This is a genomic window from Nocardia sp. NPDC059180, assembly GCF_042754945.1.
In the GTDB taxonomy this organism is placed as follows: domain Bacteria; phylum Actinomycetota; class Actinomycetes; order Mycobacteriales; family Mycobacteriaceae; genus Nocardia.
In genome coordinates, this window is sequence record NZ_JBHZBU010000009.1 from 71073 (window position 1) to 90136 (window position 19064).

Annotated in this window: 22 protein-coding genes; 10 read left to right on the forward strand and 12 right to left on the reverse strand. The window is 66.3% G+C overall.

The annotated features are described in order from the left end of the window. Positions 1 to 26 precede the first annotated feature (26 nt). Together ACFXNW_RS24770 and ACFXNW_RS24775 are read right to left on the reverse strand one after the other, a co-directional pair. Entirely contained in the window at positions 27 to 1187 is a 1161-nt protein-coding gene (locus tag ACFXNW_RS24770) for an acyl-CoA dehydrogenase family protein (protein WP_379420180.1), read from the reverse strand. A gap of 160 nt (positions 1188 to 1347) precedes the next feature. Beyond that, complete coding sequence (locus tag ACFXNW_RS24775; protein ID WP_379420181.1) at positions 1348 to 2031, reverse strand: TetR family transcriptional regulator; 684 nt, start codon at positions 2029 to 2031, stop codon at positions 1348 to 1350. 96 nt (positions 2032 to 2127) lie between these two features. On the opposite strand from ACFXNW_RS24775, the gene ACFXNW_RS24780 reads away from it, so the two are divergent. Both ACFXNW_RS24780 and ACFXNW_RS24785 read left to right on the forward strand, forming a co-directional pair. Next, the gene (locus ACFXNW_RS24780) at positions 2128 to 2439 is read left to right on the forward strand and encodes a hypothetical protein (RefSeq protein WP_379420182.1); all 312 of its coding nucleotides are present in this window, start codon (positions 2128 to 2130) and stop codon (positions 2437 to 2439) included. A 126-nt stretch (positions 2440 to 2565) separates the two neighbouring features. Then, a complete protein-coding gene (locus ACFXNW_RS24785; protein ID WP_379420183.1) occupies positions 2566 to 2964 on the forward strand; it encodes a VOC family protein in 399 nt (132 codons plus the stop codon). A gap of 215 nt (positions 2965 to 3179) precedes the next feature. Here the strand turns inward: ACFXNW_RS24785 and ACFXNW_RS24790 are convergent, their stop codons facing one another. Together ACFXNW_RS24790 and ACFXNW_RS24795 are read right to left on the reverse strand one after the other, a co-directional pair. Further along, complete coding sequence (locus ACFXNW_RS24790; protein ID WP_379420184.1) at positions 3180 to 3560, reverse strand: hypothetical protein; 381 nt, start codon at positions 3558 to 3560, stop codon at positions 3180 to 3182. A 14-nt stretch (positions 3561 to 3574) separates the two neighbouring features. Next, on the reverse strand, positions 3575 to 4921 hold the full coding sequence (locus tag ACFXNW_RS24795; protein WP_379420185.1) for a helix-turn-helix domain-containing protein: 1347 nt from the start codon (positions 4919 to 4921) through the stop codon (positions 3575 to 3577). Between the two features lie 702 nt (positions 4922 to 5623). On the opposite strand from ACFXNW_RS24795, the gene ACFXNW_RS24800 reads away from it, so the two are divergent. After that, positions 5624 to 5755, forward strand: coding sequence for a hypothetical protein (locus ACFXNW_RS24800; protein WP_379420186.1), 132 nt, complete (start codon positions 5624 to 5626; stop codon positions 5753 to 5755). Between the two features lie 113 nt (positions 5756 to 5868). On the opposite strand, the gene purE is transcribed toward ACFXNW_RS24800, so the two are convergent. After that, on the reverse strand, positions 5869 to 6378 hold the full coding sequence (purE, locus tag ACFXNW_RS24805; protein ID WP_379420187.1) for a 5-(carboxyamino)imidazole ribonucleotide mutase: 510 nt from the start codon (positions 6376 to 6378) through the stop codon (positions 5869 to 5871). Further along, complete coding sequence (locus ACFXNW_RS24810) at positions 6371 to 7591, reverse strand: 5-(carboxyamino)imidazole ribonucleotide synthase (protein WP_379420188.1); 1221 nt, start codon at positions 7589 to 7591, stop codon at positions 6371 to 6373. Before ACFXNW_RS24810 ends, purE begins: the two co-directional genes overlap by 8 nt. A 39-nt stretch (positions 7592 to 7630) precedes the next feature. Here ACFXNW_RS24810 and ACFXNW_RS24815 point away from each other — a divergent pair, with 39 nt between their 5' ends. After that, complete coding sequence (locus tag ACFXNW_RS24815; protein WP_379420189.1) at positions 7631 to 8176, forward strand: GtrA family protein; 546 nt, start codon at positions 7631 to 7633, stop codon at positions 8174 to 8176. A gap of 12 nt (positions 8177 to 8188) precedes the next feature. Here ACFXNW_RS24815 and ACFXNW_RS24820 read toward each other — a convergent pair whose 3' ends face one another. Genes ACFXNW_RS24820 through ACFXNW_RS24830 form a run of 3 tightly spaced genes read right to left on the reverse strand, consistent with a single transcriptional unit; the run spans position 8189 to position 10749 of the window. Further along, entirely contained in the window at positions 8189 to 9499 is a 1311-nt protein-coding gene (locus ACFXNW_RS24820) for an ATP-binding protein (RefSeq protein ID WP_379420190.1), read from the reverse strand. 1 nt (position 9500) lies between these two features. Next, positions 9501 to 10178, reverse strand: a complete 678-nt coding sequence (locus ACFXNW_RS24825; RefSeq protein WP_036533618.1) for a response regulator transcription factor — start codon at positions 10176 to 10178, stop codon at positions 9501 to 9503. 40 nt (positions 10179 to 10218) lie between these two features. Further along, on the reverse strand, positions 10219 to 10749 hold the full coding sequence (locus ACFXNW_RS24830; RefSeq protein ID WP_379420191.1) for a PH domain-containing protein: 531 nt from the start codon (positions 10747 to 10749) through the stop codon (positions 10219 to 10221). 219 nt (positions 10750 to 10968) lie between these two features. Here ACFXNW_RS24830 and ACFXNW_RS24835 point away from each other — a divergent pair, with 219 nt between their 5' ends. Further along, positions 10969 to 11145, forward strand: a complete 177-nt coding sequence (locus ACFXNW_RS24835; RefSeq protein ID WP_379420192.1) for a hypothetical protein — start codon at positions 10969 to 10971, stop codon at positions 11143 to 11145. Positions 11146 to 11154: 9 nt separating this feature from the next. Here ACFXNW_RS24835 and ACFXNW_RS24840 read toward each other — a convergent pair whose 3' ends face one another. Continuing rightward, positions 11155 to 11949, reverse strand: a complete 795-nt coding sequence (locus ACFXNW_RS24840) for a biotin--[acetyl-CoA-carboxylase] ligase (protein ID WP_379420193.1) — start codon at positions 11947 to 11949, stop codon at positions 11155 to 11157. Between the two features lie 28 nt (positions 11950 to 11977). Further along, positions 11978 to 12163 (reverse strand): hypothetical protein, encoded by a 186-nt coding sequence (locus ACFXNW_RS24845; protein ID WP_379420194.1) that lies wholly within the window; start codon positions 12161 to 12163, stop codon positions 11978 to 11980. A gap of 168 nt (positions 12164 to 12331) precedes the next feature. Here ACFXNW_RS24845 and ACFXNW_RS24850 point away from each other — a divergent pair, with 168 nt between their 5' ends. The 3 genes from ACFXNW_RS24850 to ACFXNW_RS24860 all read left to right on the forward strand — a co-directional run bounded on the left by ACFXNW_RS24850 (position 12332) and on the right by ACFXNW_RS24860 (position 15100). Continuing rightward, on the forward strand, positions 12332 to 13972 hold the full coding sequence (locus ACFXNW_RS24850; RefSeq protein ID WP_379420195.1) for an acyl-CoA carboxylase subunit beta: 1641 nt from the start codon (positions 12332 to 12334) through the stop codon (positions 13970 to 13972). 128 nt (positions 13973 to 14100) lie between these two features. Then, positions 14101 to 14433: an acyl-CoA carboxylase subunit epsilon gene (locus ACFXNW_RS24855; RefSeq protein ID WP_379420196.1), complete on the forward strand. Its 333-nt coding sequence runs from the start codon at positions 14101 to 14103 to the stop codon at positions 14431 to 14433. 28 nt (positions 14434 to 14461) lie between these two features. Then, positions 14462 to 15100: a nucleoside triphosphate pyrophosphatase gene (locus tag ACFXNW_RS24860; protein ID WP_379420197.1), complete on the forward strand. Its 639-nt coding sequence runs from the start codon at positions 14462 to 14464 to the stop codon at positions 15098 to 15100. Here ACFXNW_RS24860 and ACFXNW_RS24865 read toward each other — a convergent pair. Next, complete coding sequence (locus ACFXNW_RS24865) at positions 15023 to 15778, reverse strand: helix-turn-helix transcriptional regulator (protein WP_379420198.1); 756 nt, start codon at positions 15776 to 15778, stop codon at positions 15023 to 15025. The genes ACFXNW_RS24860 and ACFXNW_RS24865 overlap by 78 nt on opposite strands. Positions 15779 to 15945: 167 nt before the next feature. Between ACFXNW_RS24865 and ACFXNW_RS24870 the strand changes: the two genes are divergently transcribed. After that, complete coding sequence (locus tag ACFXNW_RS24870; RefSeq protein WP_379420199.1) at positions 15946 to 16851, forward strand: sulfurtransferase; 906 nt, start codon at positions 15946 to 15948, stop codon at positions 16849 to 16851. Positions 16852 to 17002: 151 nt separating this feature from the next. Next, complete coding sequence (locus tag ACFXNW_RS24875) at positions 17003 to 18805, forward strand: acetyl/propionyl/methylcrotonyl-CoA carboxylase subunit alpha (protein WP_379420200.1); 1803 nt, start codon at positions 17003 to 17005, stop codon at positions 18803 to 18805. The last annotated feature ends 259 nt before the right edge of the window (positions 18806 to 19064 follow it).

The following is a 19064-nucleotide window of genomic DNA, read 5'->3' on the forward strand; positions in this document are numbered from 1 at the left end:
GATCAGCCGAGCCGTGACAACGCGCGCTAGCCCTTGAGCAGGGCGCGCGACATCACCAGACGCTGGATCTGGTTGGTGCCCTCGTAGATCTGGGTGATCTTCGCGTCGCGCATCATGCGCTCGACCGGGAAGTCGGTCGTGTAGCCGGCGCCGCCGAAGAGCTGGACGGCGTTGGTGGTGACCTCCATGGCCACATCGGAGGCGAAGCACTTGGCCGCGGCGGAGATGAAGCCGAGGTTCTGTTCGCCACGCTCGGCGCGGGCCGCCGAGGTGTAGACCATCAGGCGGGCCGCTTCGACCTTCATCGCCATATCAGCCAGCATGAACTGGGTGTTCTGGAAGTCGGCGATCGCCTTACCGAACTGCTTGCGGTCCTTGGTGTAGGCGATGGCCGCGTCCAGCGCGCCCTGGGCCAGGCCGACGGCCTGCGCGCCGATGGTGGGGCGGGTGTGGTCGAGGGTCTGCAGCGCGGTCTTGAACCCGGTGCCCGGCGCGCCGATCATCCGGTCGCCCGAGACCCGGCAGTTCTCGAAGTAGAGCTCGGCGGTGGGCGAACCCTTGATGCCGAGCTTGTGCTCGAGCGGGCCGACGACGAAGCCCTCGTCATCCTTGTGCACCATGAACGCCGAGATGCCGTTGGCGCCCTTGTCGGCCTCGGTCACAGCCATCACGGTGTACCAGGAAGACTTGCCGCCGTTGGTGATCCAACACTTGGAACCGTTGATAACCCAGTCGTCGCCGTCCTGCTTGGCGCGGGTACGCATGCCTGCGGCGTCGGAGCCCGCCTCACGCTCGGACAGCGCGTAGGAGGCCATCTCGCCGTTGACGATGTCGGGCAGCACCTTCTGCTTGAGCTCCTCGGAGCCGTTGAGGATCAGGCCCATGGTGCCGAGCTTGTTGACCGCGGGGATCAGCGAGGAGGAACCACAGATGCGGGCGACCTCTTCGATGACGATGCAGGTGGCGACCGAGTCGGCGCCCTGGCCGCCGTAGGCCTCGGGCACGTGCACGGCGTTGAAGCCCGCCGCGTTGAGGGCGGTCAGCGCCTCTTCAGGGAAGCGGGAGTTGCCGTCGACGTCCTTGGCGTAGGGCGCGATCTCCTTCTCGGCCAGGCCGCGGATGGCCGCACGAAGCTCATCATGGAAGTCCTCGAGCTTGAACAGGTCGAAATCGGGGTTTCCCGCCATCGGGCACGCTCCTGATCGTGTGTGAAAAGCTGCGGTCCTTTCCGGACACACAGATTGGTCCGGCACTCAGTGCCACGTCGATGTTGAGTATACGCGCGGGGCCATTGCCACTTGCGGCAACCATTTGGCACTCAGTGTCAGATATCTGGCGTGTCGCTGGTCACAGATTACCGAGGCGATGTTGGAGCAGGTCGGCGACCCGGCGCGGGGGCAGATCGCGCGGGAACACCGCGAGCACCATCTCATCGGAGCCGGTCCGTGCCGTACCACGCGGAATGGCGGCCAGCTCGACCCGGAGATCGGCCGCTCCCGCATCGGATTCACCGCGCACCATGCGCCGCAGCAGATAGTTGTGGGTCGCGGTCACCGCCGCCGTGAACTGCACTCGCGCCAGATCCGACGTCTCCGGCAGCCGTTGGCGCAAGAAGTCGGTGAACAGCCGCTCATACCGGAAGACTGTCACGATCTCGCGCTCGCGCAGCGCGGGCGCTCGCCGCACCACCCGATAACGCCGCGCCGCGATATCGCGCCACTGGGTGAACCGTTCGAATACCTGCACCACCGCCGAGCACACGGCATCCCACGGATCCTCATCGCTCTCGGCCAGATATTCGCCCGCCGCCGCCAATTGCGCCTCGTGATCGGCGAAGATCACGTCCTCTTTCGAGCGGAACTGCCGAAAGAAGGTCCGCCGGGAAATCCCCGCCGCCTCCGCGATCTCATCCACCGACGTCGCCTCATATCCCTGTTCGGCGAACAAGCGCAACGCCACATCCACTACCGCCAAACGGAAGCGAACGGTGTCGTCCTCCGCCTTGATCCGCGCCGTCCCGTCGGTCGTCATCGTTTCACCGTATCGAGCGCGGACTCCCGCGATCGAGTCGCACGCGCGACACCTGCGTGTATCACATTCGTGATACACCTCGATATGATCGAGGTCATGAAGAACAAGATCGACGCGGCCCGTGAGCAGTTCGAGAACACCGACTTCAGTGCCGAGCTGGAAGGCGCTGAACTCGTGATCCCCGAGTCGACCGGCTCGGCCCGAATGTCCGGATACAGCGTGCGGATGCCGACGGCCGTACTCGAGGAAGCCCGACAGATCGCCAAAGACCGTGGCCTACCCACGGGGGCCTGGCTACGCGAGGTCATCGAAGCCGCTGTGATCACCGCGAAGGGCGGCTCGCACACCGTCCCGATCTCGGTCCTTCTCGCTGCCGCGCACGAGTACGAGCACCGAAAAGCATCCTGAACACCGGCCTCGCCCTACGCGTCGAGACTCGCCGACTTCCTCGGCCCGCCAGGCGCTGCCGCATCGACTGGTCTTTGACCAGGACCACCATTGGGCCGCACCCACCGACGAATCTGGAGGATGGCCATGCTGAACACCACCATTCAGCGTCGGATCCCGACGCTGGTCTATCGCGATATCGGGGCCGCGCACGAATTCCTGACCGAGGTCTTCGGCCTGGCGCCTGGGTTGCTGGTCCGCGCAGACGACGGCACCGTCATCCACGGCGAGGTCGGTGCGGGTGACGGCGTCATCTGGCTGCATCAGGTATCCGAACAGTTCGGTCTGGACTCGCCCGCGTCCCTCGGCGCTTGCACTGAAGGGATGTCCATCGTCGTCAGCGATGTGGACGCGCACTTCCGCCATGTGAAAGACAAGGGTGTGCAGACCTTGTACGAGCCCATCGACCAGTCGTACGGCTATCGGGACTACAGCGTCCGCGACTGCGAACAACGGTTGTGGACGTTCATGACGCCGCTGAACTGAGCGGGTCCGAGGGCCCCTCCGCATCGCTGCGGGCTCGCATGCTGCGGACGCCTGTGCGGTTACGCGTAGCGCCGCACCGTCGCCCCGTCTACGACGCCCACGTCGTCATCGAGCGGCAACGTGCGGCTGCATCCACAAACTCACCCGCTATCGTCGGCTCACATATCGCGCCTGGCCAGGCCTCCACGTCATCAGGGAGACTCTGTTAGAGCCGGTTAGTTGGCGGCGGTCACGTCGAGTTCGACGGCTTCGAAGATATCGGCGTCGGTTTCCTGCTGCCACTCGGGAAGCTGGTCCCACGGAGCCACGTAGCCCGCCTTCGGATTGTCGATGTGCTTGTATATCTGCGCGATCCAACACAACGCGACGAACTGGCTCTTTTGTGCACGTTCGAGGTGACGAGTGTTGCCGCCACTGATGCCGATGAAATTCGCGACCTGTTGATAGACGGCGGCTGCACTCGCGCGTTCCCAGTCGGGTGTGTCGACCCACGGGACGATGTAACTATCCTTGGGGGTTCCGGGGTAGTGCTTGGAGACCCCGGTAATCCATGCCTGGCGAAAGACCTGGCCGCCACGTTCGCTGTCGTCGTGCATGGTGCTCCTCGTGGTTAGCGTGTCGTTGCGAGGTTAGCGATTTGGCGATCCAGATGGGCGATGTGGGGGTCAGCGAGAAGCCGCTGATAGCGCGGGCGGAGATAGCTGAGTCGACGTGCGAGGTAGCCGGAGTGGGTGTGCCGCGTGATTTCCATAGCGGCGTTCGCCGCTGACGCCAAAAGCACCGGATCGTTACGCAGAGCTGCGACTCCCGCCAAGTCGATGAGGACTCCACCGCGCCGGCGCGTCGAAAGAGGACGATCGAGCAACCCAGCGAGCAGTACCTCTGCGAAGTCGGGTCGGCCAAGAAGAACATGGCAGCTGGCGAGATCCTCGTCTATGCGTTCGCCATCGAACCGCAACCACCCCGTCGGTTCTGCGACCTCGAGCTGCGTGACACCACGCGCGCACTCGAAGGAGCGTTCACAGCTGACTATTTCCCCGAGACCGGCTTCGGCGTGCGCTCTGACACTGTCGATCCAGTACCGGGTCGACAGGGCGCTGTCGCCCCGTTGCGCAGTCCGGCGAGCGAACTCGAGCATCTGGCGGGCTTCGGTGTAGCGCTGGTCGTATATCTGGAGGAAGGCGTGTCGGGTCAGGGCAGTCGCATGTAGGTCGAATGCACCAGCGGCCACGGCGGACTGCGCCGAGAGGGTGTAGCAGTGGGCCGCTTCGGTGAAGTGCAGGCCGTCGAACAGCGACTCCCCCGCCAGTTGCAGAACGTCGGCAGCAAGCTCGCACAGTCGCCGCCGCGCCATTCGGTCGTGGGCCTTGCGCAGTCCGTCGACGAGGACGGCGATGGTCGCGCGAGCAGCAGGGAATACGCTTGTCTTGGTCTTGGCGGATGAGAACTCTTGCCACAAATGCTTATTGATCACCGCATACTGGTCCAGCGTGGCTTGATCGACAGCACCCGAGGACGCCGTGACACAGACACGATCCCAGTCGATCGAGGTCGTGACGGCCGCAGTCGCCAGTCCGAGTAGTCGCAGTAATTCGCGGCGGTCCATGTCGCTGATCTCCGTCGAGTAGTCACCGCGGTGCGCAACCAGCAGCGAAGTGGTAGTCGGGCCGACCAACGGCAAAGGTACGGCCGAGCCGGAATCGGTGACCACCGGATTCCGCGTGGAATGTGTCCGCTCGATGGCAACATCGAATCTTCGAGCCTGCTCAGCACTCAGCCGTGCGCGCAGCGCATCTAGGCGCGCAACGTATCGGGGGCGGAGTCGTGTACCCCGTTCCCAGTTACGCACAGTGCGATCGTCGACACCAAGCCGCTCGGCGAACCGTTCTTGTGTTAGATCAAGCGCAGCCTCGCGCATGGCCTTGATTTCGATCCCAGTCCACTCGAACATGCCCATTCCAGACCAGTCGATGGGTTATGGCGTTCCGGATCTTTCCGGATCTGCCCGCCAGAGTAGGTCAATCGTTCCGAATCTTTCCTGGTTCGCACCCAGAACGAGTGTGACTCTGATCTGGCACCGGCGCCGGGGAGTTGCCGCTCCATCGATTGAGCCTCTTCGTGTTCGAGCAGCACACCCACCGGACTGATGTGATCCGGCGGGTGGCGAAAGCCCTCGGCGCCGGTCGCGTGACCCGTGACACGGCTGGGTCCTCAGCCTGTCACACCGACTTGCCCTGTCCCAGAACTCAACCGCTGACGGAGTCCGTGATGCCCGAGTGCGAGACCGCCCATTTCCATCTCGACCTGACTTCTCGCCGGTTCCGCGACGCCGGGAGCCACGACGACCTGAGCAGGCGGTGACAATGCAACCAATCGCGCTCGGATGGATCGACATCGACGTCAGCCGCGCTCCTGACTGGGATTCAGCGCAGGTACAGCGACTGGGTCGGCGGCTGGGGTACCAACTGATATGGCCGAGTCTGCTGACCGTATTACCCCTGGCCGACCAGGTTCGTAGGTACGGGGCCGATGCAGTCATCGTGCCTGCGCCACACCACCTCACCCCGTTGGAACTCGACGGGCTCATGTATATCGCCGATATCGAAACCGTGTGTCCGCGAATGTCGTTCGCACGCTGGTCATCCGTAGGAGGCGCGCGGTGAATACGGGAACTGTGCTCGGGTTCGCCGCCGCGATCGGGCTTCCGCTGGTAGTCCTGGTCGCTGCCATCTGGTGGCCGGAATCGACCTACCAGGAACCGTCGTTCGACGATGACGAGTTCGATGCGTGATTACGTCAGCAGGACAACAGTTGAGGCGACTCGACCGCTCCACTCAACACCTTCGAACAGAATGGATCTGAATGGATTTCCGACGGAACAGGAACTCAGCGTCTGATCGCCGGTCAGCCCAGCAGTTTGTTGCGCAGTGCTTCGTCCTTTTCGAGAACCATCTGCTCCAGACCTGCCTGGAACTTTTCCATGCGGGTGCGCAGGTCCGGGTCGTTGGTGGCGAGGATGCGGGCGGCGAGCAGGCCTGCGTTGCGGGCGCCGCCGATGGAGACGGTGGCCACCGGGACGCCTGCGGGCATCTGGACGATGGACAGCAGGGAGTCCATGCCGTCGAGGTATTTCAGCGGGACGGGGACGCCGATGACCGGGAGCGGGGTCGCGGAGGCGACCATGCCGGGCAGGTGGGCAGCGCCACCCGCGCCCGCGATGATGACCTTGATGCCGCGGCCTGCGGCGTCACGGGCGTAGTCGAGCATGCGCTGCGGGGTGCGGTGCGCGGAGACCACGCCGACCTCGAAGCGGATACCGAATTCGGCCAGTGCCTCGGCGGCGGCCTCCATCGTCGGCCAGTCGGAGTCGCTGCCCATGATCAGGCCGACCGCGGGGCCCTCGTGCTCACTCATGCGGATCCCATCCATCGGTCCATACGGCGTGCGACATCCAATGCGCCGCGCGCTCGGCCTTCTCCCGCACCGCGGCGACATCCTCGCCCAGCACGTTCACATGCCCGATCTTGCGATCCGGGCGCTCTCCCTTGCCGTATAGATGCACCTTCGCATCCGGCATCCGGGCGAACAGATGATGCAGGCGCTCGTCCATCGACATGGCAGGCGCCTCGGGCGCGCCGAGAATGTTCGCCATGACGGTCACCGGCGCCAGCGGGCTGGTATCGCCGAGCGGGTAATCGAGCACCGCACGCAGATGCTGTTCGAACTGACCGGTGCGGGCGCCGTCCATCCCCCAGTGCCCGGAGTTGTGCGGACGCATCGCCAGCTCGTTGATCAGCAGGGTGCCGTCGTGGGTCTCGAACAGCTCCACCGCCATCGCGCCGACCACACCGAGTTCGTTCGCGAGCGCGAGCGCCATGGTCTCGGCCTCGGCGCCCACCTGCTCGGACAGCTCCGGCGCGGGGGCGATCACCACCGCGCACTGCCCCTTGCGCTGCACCGTCTCCACCACCGGCCAGGTCGCGGCCTGCCCGAAGGGCGAGCGCGCCACCATCGCCGACAGCTCACGCTTCAGATCGACCCGGGCCTCGGCCAGCAACCGCACGCCGTGGGCGAGCTGATCGGCGACGATCCGCTCGGCCTCCTCGGCGTCCTCGGGCATCCACACCCCGCGCCCGTCGTAGCCGCCGCGCACCGCCTTGATGACGATGGGCCAGCCCTGTTCGGCACCGAACTTCACCGCGTCGGCGGGCTCGGCGACCTCCACGAACGCGGGCACCGGCAGCCCCATGCTCGCCAGCTTGGTCCGCATGGCCAGCTTGTCCTGTGCGTAGAGCAGCGCCGATGGTGGCGGCTGGACGTTCACGCCCTCGGCGACCAGCGTCTCGAGATGCTCGGTCGGCACGTGCTCGTGATCGAAGGTCAGCGCGTGCGAGCCGACGGCGGCGGCGCGCAGCGCGGCCAGGTCGGTGTGGCTGCCGAGGACGACATCGGGGCTGACCTGCGCGGCAGGGTCGCCGGGCTGCTCGGCGAGTACCCGAAGGCGCTGGCCGAGTGCGATGGCGGCCTGGTGCGTCATGCGCGCCAGCTGGCCACCGCCGATCATGGTGACGGTCGGCATCGCCGAGGGATCGAAGGAACGTGCGCTCACGTCGGTCAATACTGTCATGTCCGCTGCGAATGACCGCTACCGGTACACTCGTGCCTTGTGTCATTCGTCGACGACGTGGTCCGCGTCCTTCCCAAGCCTGCGCAGGATATCGCGTACCGCCACCGCGAACTGATCAAGTTCGCGATCGTCGGCGCGACCACGTTCATCATCGACAGCGGCATCTACTTCCTGCTGAAGTGGACCGTTCTGGAACCCAAGCCGGTCACCGCGAAGATCATCTCCGGTGTGATCGCGGTGATCTGTTCCTACATCCTCAACCGCGAATGGTCGTTCAAGAACCGCGGCGGCCGCGAACGCCACCATGAGGCGGCTTTGTTCTTCGCGGTCAGCGGCGTCGGCGTGGTGCTGAGTTTCCTGCCGCTGTGGATCTCCAGTTACGTCTTCCACCTGCGTCAGCCCGATGTCAGCTTCCTTGTCGAGAACATCGCCGACTTCATCAGCGCCTTCATCATCGGCAACCTGCTGCAGATGGCGTTCCGATTCTGGGCCATGCGCCGCTGGGTGTTCCCGGACGAGATGGAACAGATCATGGAGGAGTTCGAAGAACTCGTCGAAGAGGAACGCCGGCTCGGCCACAGCTGACCTCACACTGTTCTACCGCGGCTCCCCCACCACACCGTTCGCCTGACGCATCGCCGTCGGCGCGCCGAGGAACACCGCGAACAATGCGGGCCTGCGCCGCTGCAACTCCAGCCGCCCGCCGTCGGCCTCGATCAGCGCGCGCGCCAGCGCCAGCCCCACACCGGTCGATCCCGCACCGGAGAAGCCGCGGTCGAAGATGTGCGGAGCCAGCTCGTCGCTGACGCCGTCGCCCTCGTCGGCGATCTCCACGCACACCAGCGGCTCCCGATCCCCGCCTGGCCGCACGGTGCGCACCGACACCGTGCAGGTGCCGCCGCCGTGCATCAGGGCATTGTCGATCAGCACCGCCACCGCCTCTCGCAGCCGGGAGCCGGTGATCGGGGCGCGTAGCTGTTGATCACCGATCAGTTGCAGCGTGCGCCCGGCCTCGGTGAACGGATGGGTCCATTCGGTGACGATGCCGCGCAGTTCATCCATCACCGGCACCGGATCGCGTTCGGTGGCGTCCTCGTCGCGGGAGGCGCGAACCAGGTCGTCGATCGCCTCGGTCAGCCGGTCGACCTGCGCCATCGCCTCCTCGGCCTCGTGCACCACATCCGGGTCGCGGTGGGCCGACAGCTCGTCGAGCCGCAACCGCACCGCCGTCAGTCTGCTGCGCAGCTGATGGGAGACATCGGCCACCAGCGCATGCTCCCGTTGCAGGCGACCGGCGATCTCGACGGTCGCCGAATCGAGCACATCGGAGACCCGGTCGAGCTCGGCGATGCCGTGCCGACGGGGATCGGGCCGGAAATCGCCCATGGCCAGCCGGGCCGCCCGCGCCGCGACATCGCGCAACGGATCGGCGACCCGGCGCGTGGTCACCACCGCGACGGTCACCGCCGCGCCCAGCGAGGCCAGCACGGCCAGCCCGACGACGGCGACGGCCTGGCGCTGCCTGGCATGCATCGGCGCCGACGGCACCTCCAGCCGCAACGACCCCGACGCACCCATCGACAGCGATTCCAACATCGGGTCACGGACCCGCTCGGCCCCGATATCGACCTGTGAGGCGTTGTCGTGCGGCGCCGGGTAGACGATGGTGAGCCGCCCGTCCTCGGGCACCAGCGGGCGCACCGTGCGCAGATCGAGCCCGTCGTGCACCCGGCCGTCGTCGCGCTCCTGCGCGATGACCTCGACGGCGATCCGCTCGAGCCTGCTCTGCAGATCATTTCTGGTGATGTCCTCGACCCACAGCCACGCGGTGTAGGTCAACGGCACACCGAGCGCCACCGTGGTGAGCATGAGCACGGTCAGCATCGACCGCAGAATCCGGCGCCGCACGTCAGTCGGTGTTCAGCCGGAACCCGACACCGCGCACGGTGACGATGCGCCGCTCGGCCATCGGGCCCTCGTCGCCGATCTTGCGGCGCAACCAGGACATGTGCATATCGAGGGTCTTGGAGCCACGCAATTCGGCATCGCCCCAGACCTCACGCAGGATGGTCTCGCGCGAGACCACCTGCCCGGCCCGGTCGATCAGGACCTTGAGCAGCTCGTACTCCTTGTTGGCCAACCCGACCTCGACCCCGTTGACCAGCACCCGCCGCGCCGCGGGCTCCAACCGGATACCGCCGACCTCGACGGTGTCGTCGCCGATTCCGCTGCGCCGCAGCAGGGCTCGCACCCGGGCCAGCAGTTCCGCCAGCCGGAACGGTTTGCCGACGTAATCGTCAGCGCCCGCGTCGAGCCCGACCACGAAGTCCACCTCGTCGGTACGGGCGGTCAGCATCAACACCGCCAGATCGGCACCGCGCGCACGCACCTGGCGGCACACCTCGAGCCCGTCCATGCCGGGCAATCCGAGATCGAGGATCAGCAGGTCATGGTTGCCCTCGAGCGCGCGGCGCAGCACCGCGGGACCGAAGCGTTCGACGGTGACCGAATACCCTTCCCGGCCCAGTGCACGCGACAGCGGTGCGGCGATGGCCTCATCGTCCTCGGCCAGCAGTACGGCGGTCATAAGGAAAGATTACGGACCCGCGACCGAACCGATGCGCAGCTCACCGATAGCCGTGCGAATCGTCGTGGTGACCACGACGCTCGACCTCGAACACCTGGTGGTAGAGCAGCGCGTGCACCTTCTGCACCTCGGGGATGTCGTCGTACTCGAGCGGTTCCTCCGACGACGACCCGATGATCAGGGTGCCGGTGCCGAGCAGCCGATCGAACAACCCGTGCCGGAACTGGACGCTGGAGATGCGGCTCATCGGAATATCGATGCCGGTATGGGTGAGCACGCCCTGACGGACAAGCACCCGGCGCTGGGTGATGATGAAATGCGTCGACTTCCAGCTGATCAGCGGTACGACACAACGCCATACGATGATGAGCAGCCACAGCAGGAAGATCACCAGCAGCAGGATCGAACGGCCCGGCGTCTCGGTGTTGCGCCAGGCGAGACCGCCGGCGAAGCCGGCCAGCGCGGTGGCGACGATCAGTGTCACGACCGGCCAGAACAGCATCTTCCAGTGCGGATGACGATGCACGATCAGCTCTTCGTCGGGCGCCAGGACGTCCTCCGGATAACCCATGTGCCGAACCCTACCGCTCGAGATGCCGAAATGACCGACGCGCAACGTCGCGGTGCTGCACAATCGTCAGCCGACGCACGGTGGCGCACATCATGATCGAGCCGCTCTGCCCGGTTTTCCCGCTACATCGTCCTGCCCCGCCCGGCAGGCGCATCGAACCCGGTGGATGAGCTGATACCGATCGGATACGTCTGTCCCCCAATGACACTGGAGGCGCGCGTGACCAAGAAACCGACCCATCTTCGACCACAACGATTTCGCGCCACCGGAGAGGACGCCAGGGAGGAACTGGATCTGTGCCTCGACAAGCTGCGCGGCGACGTGGCGAAGCTCGAGGAGCAGCGAGACAAGCTGCCGGCCAGGGAAGCCGCGCGCGGTGCGCTCACCTCGGCGTGATCGGAGCCATCACTGCGCGCGCAGGTGGGTGACGTCGCCGGCCGAGACCGGCTGATCGCCGATGAGCAGCCTGCCCGCCGCGTCGACGTCGGTGGCGATGCCGGTCAGGGACTTGCCGCCGGGCAGGTCGGCGCGTACCCGGGCGCCGAGGGTCGCGCAACGCTCGCGGTAGTCGGCGGCGAGTCCGTCGGCGGCCCAGCCCGCGTCACTCCAGGCAGTGAGCCGCCGGGCGAATTCGGTGAGCATCGACCGCACCAGCGTGGTGCGGTCGATGGCGCCACCTGCCAGCGTCAGCGAGGTCGCGTGCGGTACCGGAAGCTCGTCCTCGGTGAGGCTCACGTTCAACCCGACCCCGACCACTACGGCGGGATCGGCACCGCTCGCCGCCACCTCCGCGAGGATGCCCGCGACCTTGCGGCCCTCGATCAGGACATCGTTGGGCCATTTGAGGGTCGCGGGCACCGACGCGGTCCCCCGCAGGGCGTCCACGACGGCGACGCCTGTCAACAGGGGTAGCCAGCCGAGCGCATTCGGATCGATACCCCGCAGCCGCACCAGCACCGACAGCGAGATCTGCGCGCGCGGCGGGCTCACCCACACTCGGGCGTGCCTGCCGCGCCCGTGCTCCTGTGTTTCGGCCAGCAGCGCGATCCGGTCGACGTCGGGATCCGCGGCCCGCGCGATCAGGTCCGCGTTGGTGGATCCGGTCGACTCCACCACCTCGATGCCGGTGTAGAACGACAGCTCGGCAACCTCGGTGAGACTGCTCTTCAACTGCGCGACATCCAGCGGTGGCCTCTGCATACCGGCAGGTTACTCGGCGTCGGCAGCGCTACCCGGCGAGGTCGAACTCGCTCGGACGCGCTGCCCGCCACATCCGACGCGCGTCCTCTGCCTCGCCTTCCGGCGCTTCGACGGTGAATTCGGCCTCGGTGTACTTCGGCTCCGGCTCCGTCACCGGTTGAGTGAACGCGGCCGCGGTGGCGTGTTCCGCGACGCTTCTACCCCATTCCCACATGATCGCTCTCCTCCCCTGAGCTCGAAAAACCAACGCTCACAGGGTATTGCGGACCCGATCCGAAAAGAAACCGATTTTCTGCCCCGACCCCCGCCCACCTGCGGTTTTACTGACGGGTAGCCCTTCCTGGGTTACCGGACGGGATTGGTACTGGTTACACTCCGACCCATGACGAGTGTCCAGCAGCAGCCTTCGCCGGGTCCGGCGGGTGCCCCAGATATCCACACCACCGCCGGCAAGCTGGCTGACCTGCGGAATCGGCTCGAAGAGGCCCAGCACCCGATGGGTGAGGCCGCGGTCGACAAGGTCCACGCCAAGGGCAAGATGACCGCCCGCGAACGCATCCTCGCCCTGCTCGACGAGGGTTCCTTCGTCGAATTGGACGCCCTGGCCCGGCACCGCAGCGTGAACTTCGGCCTGGAGAACAACCGCCCGCTCGGCGACGGCGTCGTCACCGGCTACGGCACCATCGACGGCCGCGACGTGTGCATCTTCAGCCAGGACGTCACCGTCTTCGGTGGCAGCCTCGGCGAGGTGTACGGCGAGAAGATCGTCAAGGTCATGGACCTGGCGATCAAGACCGGTCGTCCCCTGGTCGGCATCAACGAGGGCGCGGGCGCCCGCATCCAGGAGGGCGTGGTCTCGCTCGGCCTCTACGGCGAGATCTTCCACCGCAACATCCAGGCCTCCGGCGTGATCCCGCAGATCTCGCTGATCATGGGCCCTGCCGCCGGTGGCCACGTGTACTCCCCCGCACTGACCGACTTCGTGGTGATGGTCGACCAGACCAGCCAGATGTTCGTCACCGGCCCGGACGTCATCAAGACGGTCACCGGTGAGGAAGTCACCATGGAGGAGCTGGGTGGCGCGCACACCCATATGACCAAGTCCGGCGTCGCGCATTACGTCGCCTCCGGTGAGCAGGACGCCCTCGACTACGTCAAGGATCTGCTGTCCTACCTGCCGAGCAACAACCGCGCCGAGGCGCCGCGCTTCCCGGCCACCGATCCGATCGACGGCGCCATCGAGGACTCGCTCACCGACGAGGACATCGAGCTGGACACCCTGATTCCGGACTCGCCGAACCAGCCCTACGACATGCACGAGGTCATCCGTCGCCTGCTCGACGACGACGAGTTCCTCGAGGTGCAGGCCGAGCGCGCGATGAACATCATCATCGGCTACGGCCGAGTCGACGGCCGCAGCGTCGGCATCGTCGCGAACCAGCCCACCCAGTTCGCCGGCTGTCTCGATATCGACGCCTCGGAGAAGGCCGCACGCTTCGTGCGCACCTGCGACGCGTTCAATATTCCGATCATCACCCTGGTCGATGTTCCCGGCTTCTTGCCCGGCACCGGACAGGAATACAACGGCATCATCCGGCGCGGCGCGAAGCTTCTTTACGCCTACGGCGAGGCCACTGTGGGCAAAATCACGATCATCACTCGCAAGGCCTACGGCGGCGCCTACGACGTCATGGGTTCCAAGCACATGGGTGCCGATGTGAACCTCGCCTGGCCGACCGCGCAGATCGCCGTCATGGGCGCTTCGGGGGCCGTCGGATTCGTCTATCGCAAGCAGTTGCTGGAGGCCGCCAAGGAGGGCGCCGACGTCGATGCGCTGCGGCTCGAGCTCCAGAACGAGTACGAGGACACGTTGGTGAACCCCTACGTCGCCGCCGAGCGCGGCTATGTCGACGCGGTCATCCCGCCGTCGCACACTCGCGGGCAGATCGTGTCCGCGCTGCGACTGCTCGAACGCAAGATGGTGACCCTTCCGCCGAAGAAACACGGCAACATTCCGCTGTGAATCAGCGATACCCTCGTTGAGCCGCGCACACTGGTTGCATTGATGCAATGAGTGAATCCGACGATGATTGCGTCTCTTGACCGGACACCACCCCCGTCTGGTCAAGAAAAGAGAGAGGATCTGGCACCGTGACGATTGTGGCAGATGAAGATGTGTTGACCGCCGCCGAACTCGACCTCGCGGTCGACTCGCTCACCGAGGACGCCGCGGTGGTCGGCACCGACGTCGACGCAGCCCTGGCTGCGGTCACAGGCGATAAGCCCTTCCTGATCATCGAGAAGGGTGCGCCCACCGATGAGGAGATCGCGGCGCTGGTGTGTGTGCTGACCGCGGCGGCAGGCAGCGGCACGGCCGCGGGCCCGCAGGGGCCCAATGATTTCTGGGGCAAGCCCACCATGATGCACCGCGGCACCTCGCCGTTCTCGCCGTACGCGTTCCCGCAGCTGTCGCATCTGCGCTGACCCACCGGCACCGGGGAGGGGATCTACCGTGACCGAATTGGTCCTTGCGTCAGCGTCCCCTGCCCGGCGCACGGTGCTGCGTTCCGCGGGCATCGAACCCATCGTCCGGGTCTCGGACGTGGACGAAGACGCGGTCGCCGCCGCACTACCCGCCGACACCCCACCGCAGGGTGTGGTGGTCGCCTTGGCCGAGGCGAAGGCTGCCGTCATCGCCGCGACGGTTCCCGAGTTCGCGGACGACTGTGTGGTGGTCGGCTGTGATTCCATGCTGTTGATCGACGGCATGCTGCAAGGAAAACCGCACACTCCCGAGGTGGCGCGAGCCCGCTGGAACGCGATGGCGGGACGCAGCGCCGAACTCATCACCGGGCACTGCGTGCTACGGCTGCTCGACGGGGCCGTCACGGCCGAAGCGGTGGACTGTAGCTCCACCACGATTCATTTCGCCGAACCCGAACCCGAGGCACTCGACGCCTATATCGCCACCGGTGAGCCCCTGCAGGTCGCGGGCGCGTTCACCCTCGACGGTCTCGGCGGCTGGTTCGTCGACCGCATCGACGGGGATCCGTCGAGCGTGATCGGGATCGGGTTACCGCTGCTGCGCAGGCTGCTCGACGATGTCGGAGTCGGTGTCGCGGACCTGTGGCGTCAGCCGTCCGACCACTGACGCCTGCGCCGGTCGCGGGCCCTCGTCGTAGCGCTCACGCCCGACGGCGAGCAACGCCAGGCGCAGCTCGCACACCTCGGCCTCCACGAACGGGTCGAGGGTGACCGCTATCCGCTCACGCGCGCCATTGCGGTCGAGCACTTCTTGAATCAGCCCCTGATGTACGCCGCACACAACCTCGGAATGGGTGCGGGCCAGCTCGCGCAGGGGGCACGCGGTCAGCCGGATGGTGACCTTCTCGTCGGTATCGCCCGCGGGATCACGTTCGGGCGCGAACCCGAGTTCCGACATCAGCGACATCGCCAGGTCTTTGGCATCGGCCAGCGATTCGGCAGGCTGCTCGACCACATCGAGCTTGGCGCCCCATGCTCGCCCGGCCGCGACCGCGGCTTCGGCACGGCGGCGCGCATCGGGTCCGAGCTGGTCGGCGAGCACCTGAGCCAATTCCTGATAACCGACCGTTCGCTGCACGGCGCGGTAGCCGATCCGCGGGCGCCCACGACCCCGTGGGGGCTGCTGGAACTGGCGAACGAGGGACTCACGGGTGAGCACATCGAGGTGAAAACGGACGGTGGTGACGTGCTGTCCGGTGATCTTGGCCAGCTCCTGGGCGTCGAGAGGCTCGCTGGCGCCACGTAGGATCGCGAGCAGTCGCCGCCGCGGCCATGAATCGGACATAGCTCACCCCTCCTCCCGGGAGACTTTATCGGATGCTCGTGCGACTTATTCGCCCATTCAGCCGATTTGTGATCTGAAACGAGATTCAACTTCGAGTCACACATAGCATGCACTGTGCGACCCGAAACCGCCCTACCGCCGCCTACCTCGCGTGAAGGACCCTTGACGTGCCCGTTGCCCCGGACCCCAATCCCGCATTCGGTTCCTACGCACACCCACAACGACTAGTAACCACGGAGTGGCTGTCGGCAAACATCGGCGCTGCGGGGCTGAAGATCATCGAGTCGAACGAAGATATCCTGCTCTATGACATCGGGCACGTCCCCGGCGCCACCAAGATCGACTGGCGCGGCGACCTCAACGATCCGGTCACCCGCGATTACATCGACGGCGCGGGCTTCACCGAACTCATGCGAGCCAAGGGCATCGAACGCGAGGACACCGTTGTCGTCTACGGCGATCGCGGCAACGCACAGGCCGCGCACACCCTGTGGGTTCTCACGCTGTTCGGCCACGAGGACGTCCGGCTCCTCGACGGCGGCCGTGAGGCCTGGATCGGCGAGGAACGCGACACCACCTTCGAACCGCCTCGTATCGGAGGCAGCCACTACCCGGCCGCCCGCCGCGACGACGGCACCGACCGCGCCTTTCGTTCCGATGTGCTGAGCCACCTCGGCAAACCGCTGGTCGATGTGCGCTCACCGGAGGAGTACAGCGGCGAGGCGCCGTCGGCGCCCGACGATCTCGCCCTGCGCGGCGGCCATATCCCGACCGCGGTGAACATCGCGTGGGCCGAGACGTTCCACTCCGACGGACGTTTCCGTCCCCGCGCCGAACTCGACGCTCTCTACGGCGACCTGGCCGCCGAAGACCCGCTGGTCGTGTACAGCAGGGTCGGCGAGCGCTCCAGCCACACCTGGTTCGTGCTGAAGTATCTGCTCGGCTTCGAATCGGTGCGTAATTACGATGGCTCCTGGACCGAATGGGGCAACTCGGTGCGCATGCCGATCGCCCGCGGATCCGAGCCGGGCACCGCACCCGCTGGAGCCGGTCGACGTGCTCGCACCAGGTAGAACAGCCCCGCCTCGGAGCGGGTGTGATCCACGACCTACTCTTCGGTAGGACTATCCGAGTTCGGCGTCTATTGGCAGACTGCCTACACTCGCCCCAGATGAAAAGTTGTCGACCAGGGGCGACCACAGAGAAGATTGCACAGGAGGCTCAGTGCCCAGCCATGCCAGCGCGCAGATCACGAAGGTACTCGTAGCTAATCGAGGCGAGATCGCCGTGCGCGTGATCCGGGCGGCCAAGGATGCCGGTATCGGGAGCGTCGCGGTATACGCCGAACCCGATGCCGATGCCCCGTTCGTCAAGCTCGCCGATGAGGCCTTCGCCCTCGGTGGACAGACGTCGGCAGAGTCGTACCTGGTGTTCGACAAGATCCTCGATGCCGCCGCCAAGTCCGGTGCGGACGCCATCCACCCCGGCTACGGATTCCTTTCCGAGAATGCCGACTTCGCCCAGGCCGTCCTCGACGCCGGGCTGATCTGGATCGGCCCGTCGCCGCAGTCCATTCGCGACCTCGGTGACAAGGTCACCGCACGCCACATCGCCGAGCGCGCCAAGGCGCCGATGGCCGCGGGCACCAAGGACCCGGTCAAGAACGCCGACGAGGTCGTCGAGTTCGCGAAGCAGTACGGCGTCCCGGTGGCCATCAAGGCCGCCTTCGGTGGTGGTGGCCGCGGCATGAAGGTCGCCCACACCATCGAGGAGATCCCCGAGCTGTTCGAGTCGGCCACCCGCGAGGCGGTCGCCGCCTTCGGTCGCGGTGAGTGCTTCGTCGAGCAGTACCTGGACAAGGCCCGCCACGTCGAGGCGCAGGTCATCGCCGACAAGCACGGCAACGTCGTGGTCGCGGGCACCCGTGACTGCTCGCTGCAGCGCCGATTCCAGAAGCTGGTCGAGGAGGCGCCCGCGCCGTTCCTCACCGATGATCAGCGTGCGCGCATCCACGCCTCGGCCAAGGCCATCTGCAAGGAAGCCCACTACTACGGCGCCGGCACCGTTGAGTACCTGGTGCAGGGCGACACCGTGTCGTTCCTCGAGGTGAACACCCGCCTGCAGGTCGAGCACCCGGTCACCGAGGAGACCGCCGGTATCGACCTGGTGCGCCAGCAGTTCCGCATCGCCAACGGCGAAGAACTCTCGATCACCGAAGACCCGACTCCGCGCGGGCACTCGTTCGAGTTCCGGATCAACGGCGAGGACGCCGGTCGCGGATTCCTGCCCGCTCCCGGCCCGGTCACCGTGTACTCCGAGCCCACCGGCCCCGGTGTGCGCGTGGACTCCGGTGTGGTGCAGGGCAGCGTGATCGGCGGCCAGTTCGACTCGATGCTCGCCAAGCTGATCGTCACCGGCGCGAACCGCACCGAGGCGCTGGAGCGGGCGCGGCGCGCGCTGGCCGAGTTCCACGTCGAGGGCCTGGCCACCGTCATCCCGTTCCACCGCGCGATCGTCGAAGATCCCGCCTTCATCGGTGACGGCGAGAAGTTCGACGTCTACACCAAGTGGATCGAAAACGAGTGGAACAACACCGTCGAGCCCTACACCGGTGGCGCTCCCCTCGACGAGGACGAGGACGGCCCGCGGCAGAAGGTGGTCGTCGAGGTCGGCGGCCGTCGCGTCGAGGTCTCGCTGCCCGGCAACTTCACCGTCGGTGCGGGCGCCGCAGGCGCGGGCGGTAACGGCGCAGGCGTGATCCGCAAGAAGCCCAAGGCGCGCAAGCGTGGCGGCACGGGCGGCGGCGCGGCATCGGGTGACTCGGTCACCGCGCCGATGCAGGGCACCGTCGTCAAGGTCGCGGTCGAGGAAGGCCAGACCGTCGAGGCCGGCGACCTGATCGTGGTGCTCGAGGCCATGAAGATGGAAAACCCGGTCAACGCGCACAAGGCCGGTGTGGTCACCGGCCTTGCGGTGGAAGCCGGTGCCGCCATCACTCAGGGCACGGTGCTCGCCGAGATCAAGTAAGACCCTCGCGAATGGGGCTCCACAGGGCGACCTGAGGAGCCCCATTCGCGTTCCGCCAACGCTCCACGAGTCGACGACAGCAGCGCTCACGGAAACGCAACCCAGTTGCAGACACTGGAGAGGCGACCCCGAGGAGCCCCGGTTCGCGGCCCGTCTCGCGTTTCCGCTGCCGCTGCGCAAGCCGAAGGCAAGCAGCGGTAGCGGAAACGCGAGACACCAGGGGCCGTGAACACGCCGCGCCAGCGGCAAATAAACCCAG

What these genes read in the sequence shown, in the direction of transcription:
- ACFXNW_RS24780 (WP_379420182.1), top strand. Translation starts at nt 2,128, where the DNA reads ATGAAGAACAAGATCGACGCGGCCCGTGAGCAGTTCGAGAACACCGAC.
- ACFXNW_RS24845 (WP_379420194.1), bottom strand. Translation starts at nt 12,163, where the DNA reads ATGTGGGAATGGGGTAGAAGCGTCGCGGAACACGCCACCGCGGCCGCG.
- ACFXNW_RS24770 (WP_379420180.1), bottom strand. Translation starts at nt 1,187, where the DNA reads ATGGCGGGAAACCCCGATTTCGACCTGTTCAAGCTCGAGGACTTCCAT.
- ACFXNW_RS24830 (WP_379420191.1), bottom strand. Translation starts at nt 10,749, where the DNA reads ATGGGTTATCCGGAGGACGTCCTGGCGCCCGACGAAGAGCTGATCGTG.
- ACFXNW_RS24785 (WP_379420183.1), top strand. Translation starts at nt 2,566, where the DNA reads ATGCTGAACACCACCATTCAGCGTCGGATCCCGACGCTGGTCTATCGC.
- ACFXNW_RS24825 (WP_036533618.1), bottom strand. Translation starts at nt 10,178, where the DNA reads ATGACCGCCGTACTGCTGGCCGAGGACGATGAGGCCATCGCCGCACCG.
- ACFXNW_RS24865 (WP_379420198.1), bottom strand. Translation starts at nt 15,778, where the DNA reads ATGTCCGATTCATGGCCGCGGCGGCGACTGCTCGCGATCCTACGTGGC.
- ACFXNW_RS24850 (WP_379420195.1), top strand. Translation starts at nt 12,332, where the DNA reads ATGACGAGTGTCCAGCAGCAGCCTTCGCCGGGTCCGGCGGGTGCCCCA.
- ACFXNW_RS24775 (WP_379420181.1), bottom strand. Translation starts at nt 2,031, where the DNA reads ATGACGACCGACGGGACGGCGCGGATCAAGGCGGAGGACGACACCGTT.
- ACFXNW_RS24810 (WP_379420188.1), bottom strand. Translation starts at nt 7,591, where the DNA reads ATGACAGTATTGACCGACGTGAGCGCACGTTCCTTCGATCCCTCGGCG.
- purE (WP_379420187.1), bottom strand. Translation starts at nt 6,378, where the DNA reads ATGAGTGAGCACGAGGGCCCCGCGGTCGGCCTGATCATGGGCAGCGAC.
- ACFXNW_RS24790 (WP_379420184.1), bottom strand. Translation starts at nt 3,560, where the DNA reads ATGCACGACGACAGCGAACGTGGCGGCCAGGTCTTTCGCCAGGCATGG.
- ACFXNW_RS24840 (WP_379420193.1), bottom strand. Translation starts at nt 11,949, where the DNA reads ATGCAGAGGCCACCGCTGGATGTCGCGCAGTTGAAGAGCAGTCTCACC.
- ACFXNW_RS24795 (WP_379420185.1), bottom strand. Translation starts at nt 4,921, where the DNA reads ATGGGCATGTTCGAGTGGACTGGGATCGAAATCAAGGCCATGCGCGAG.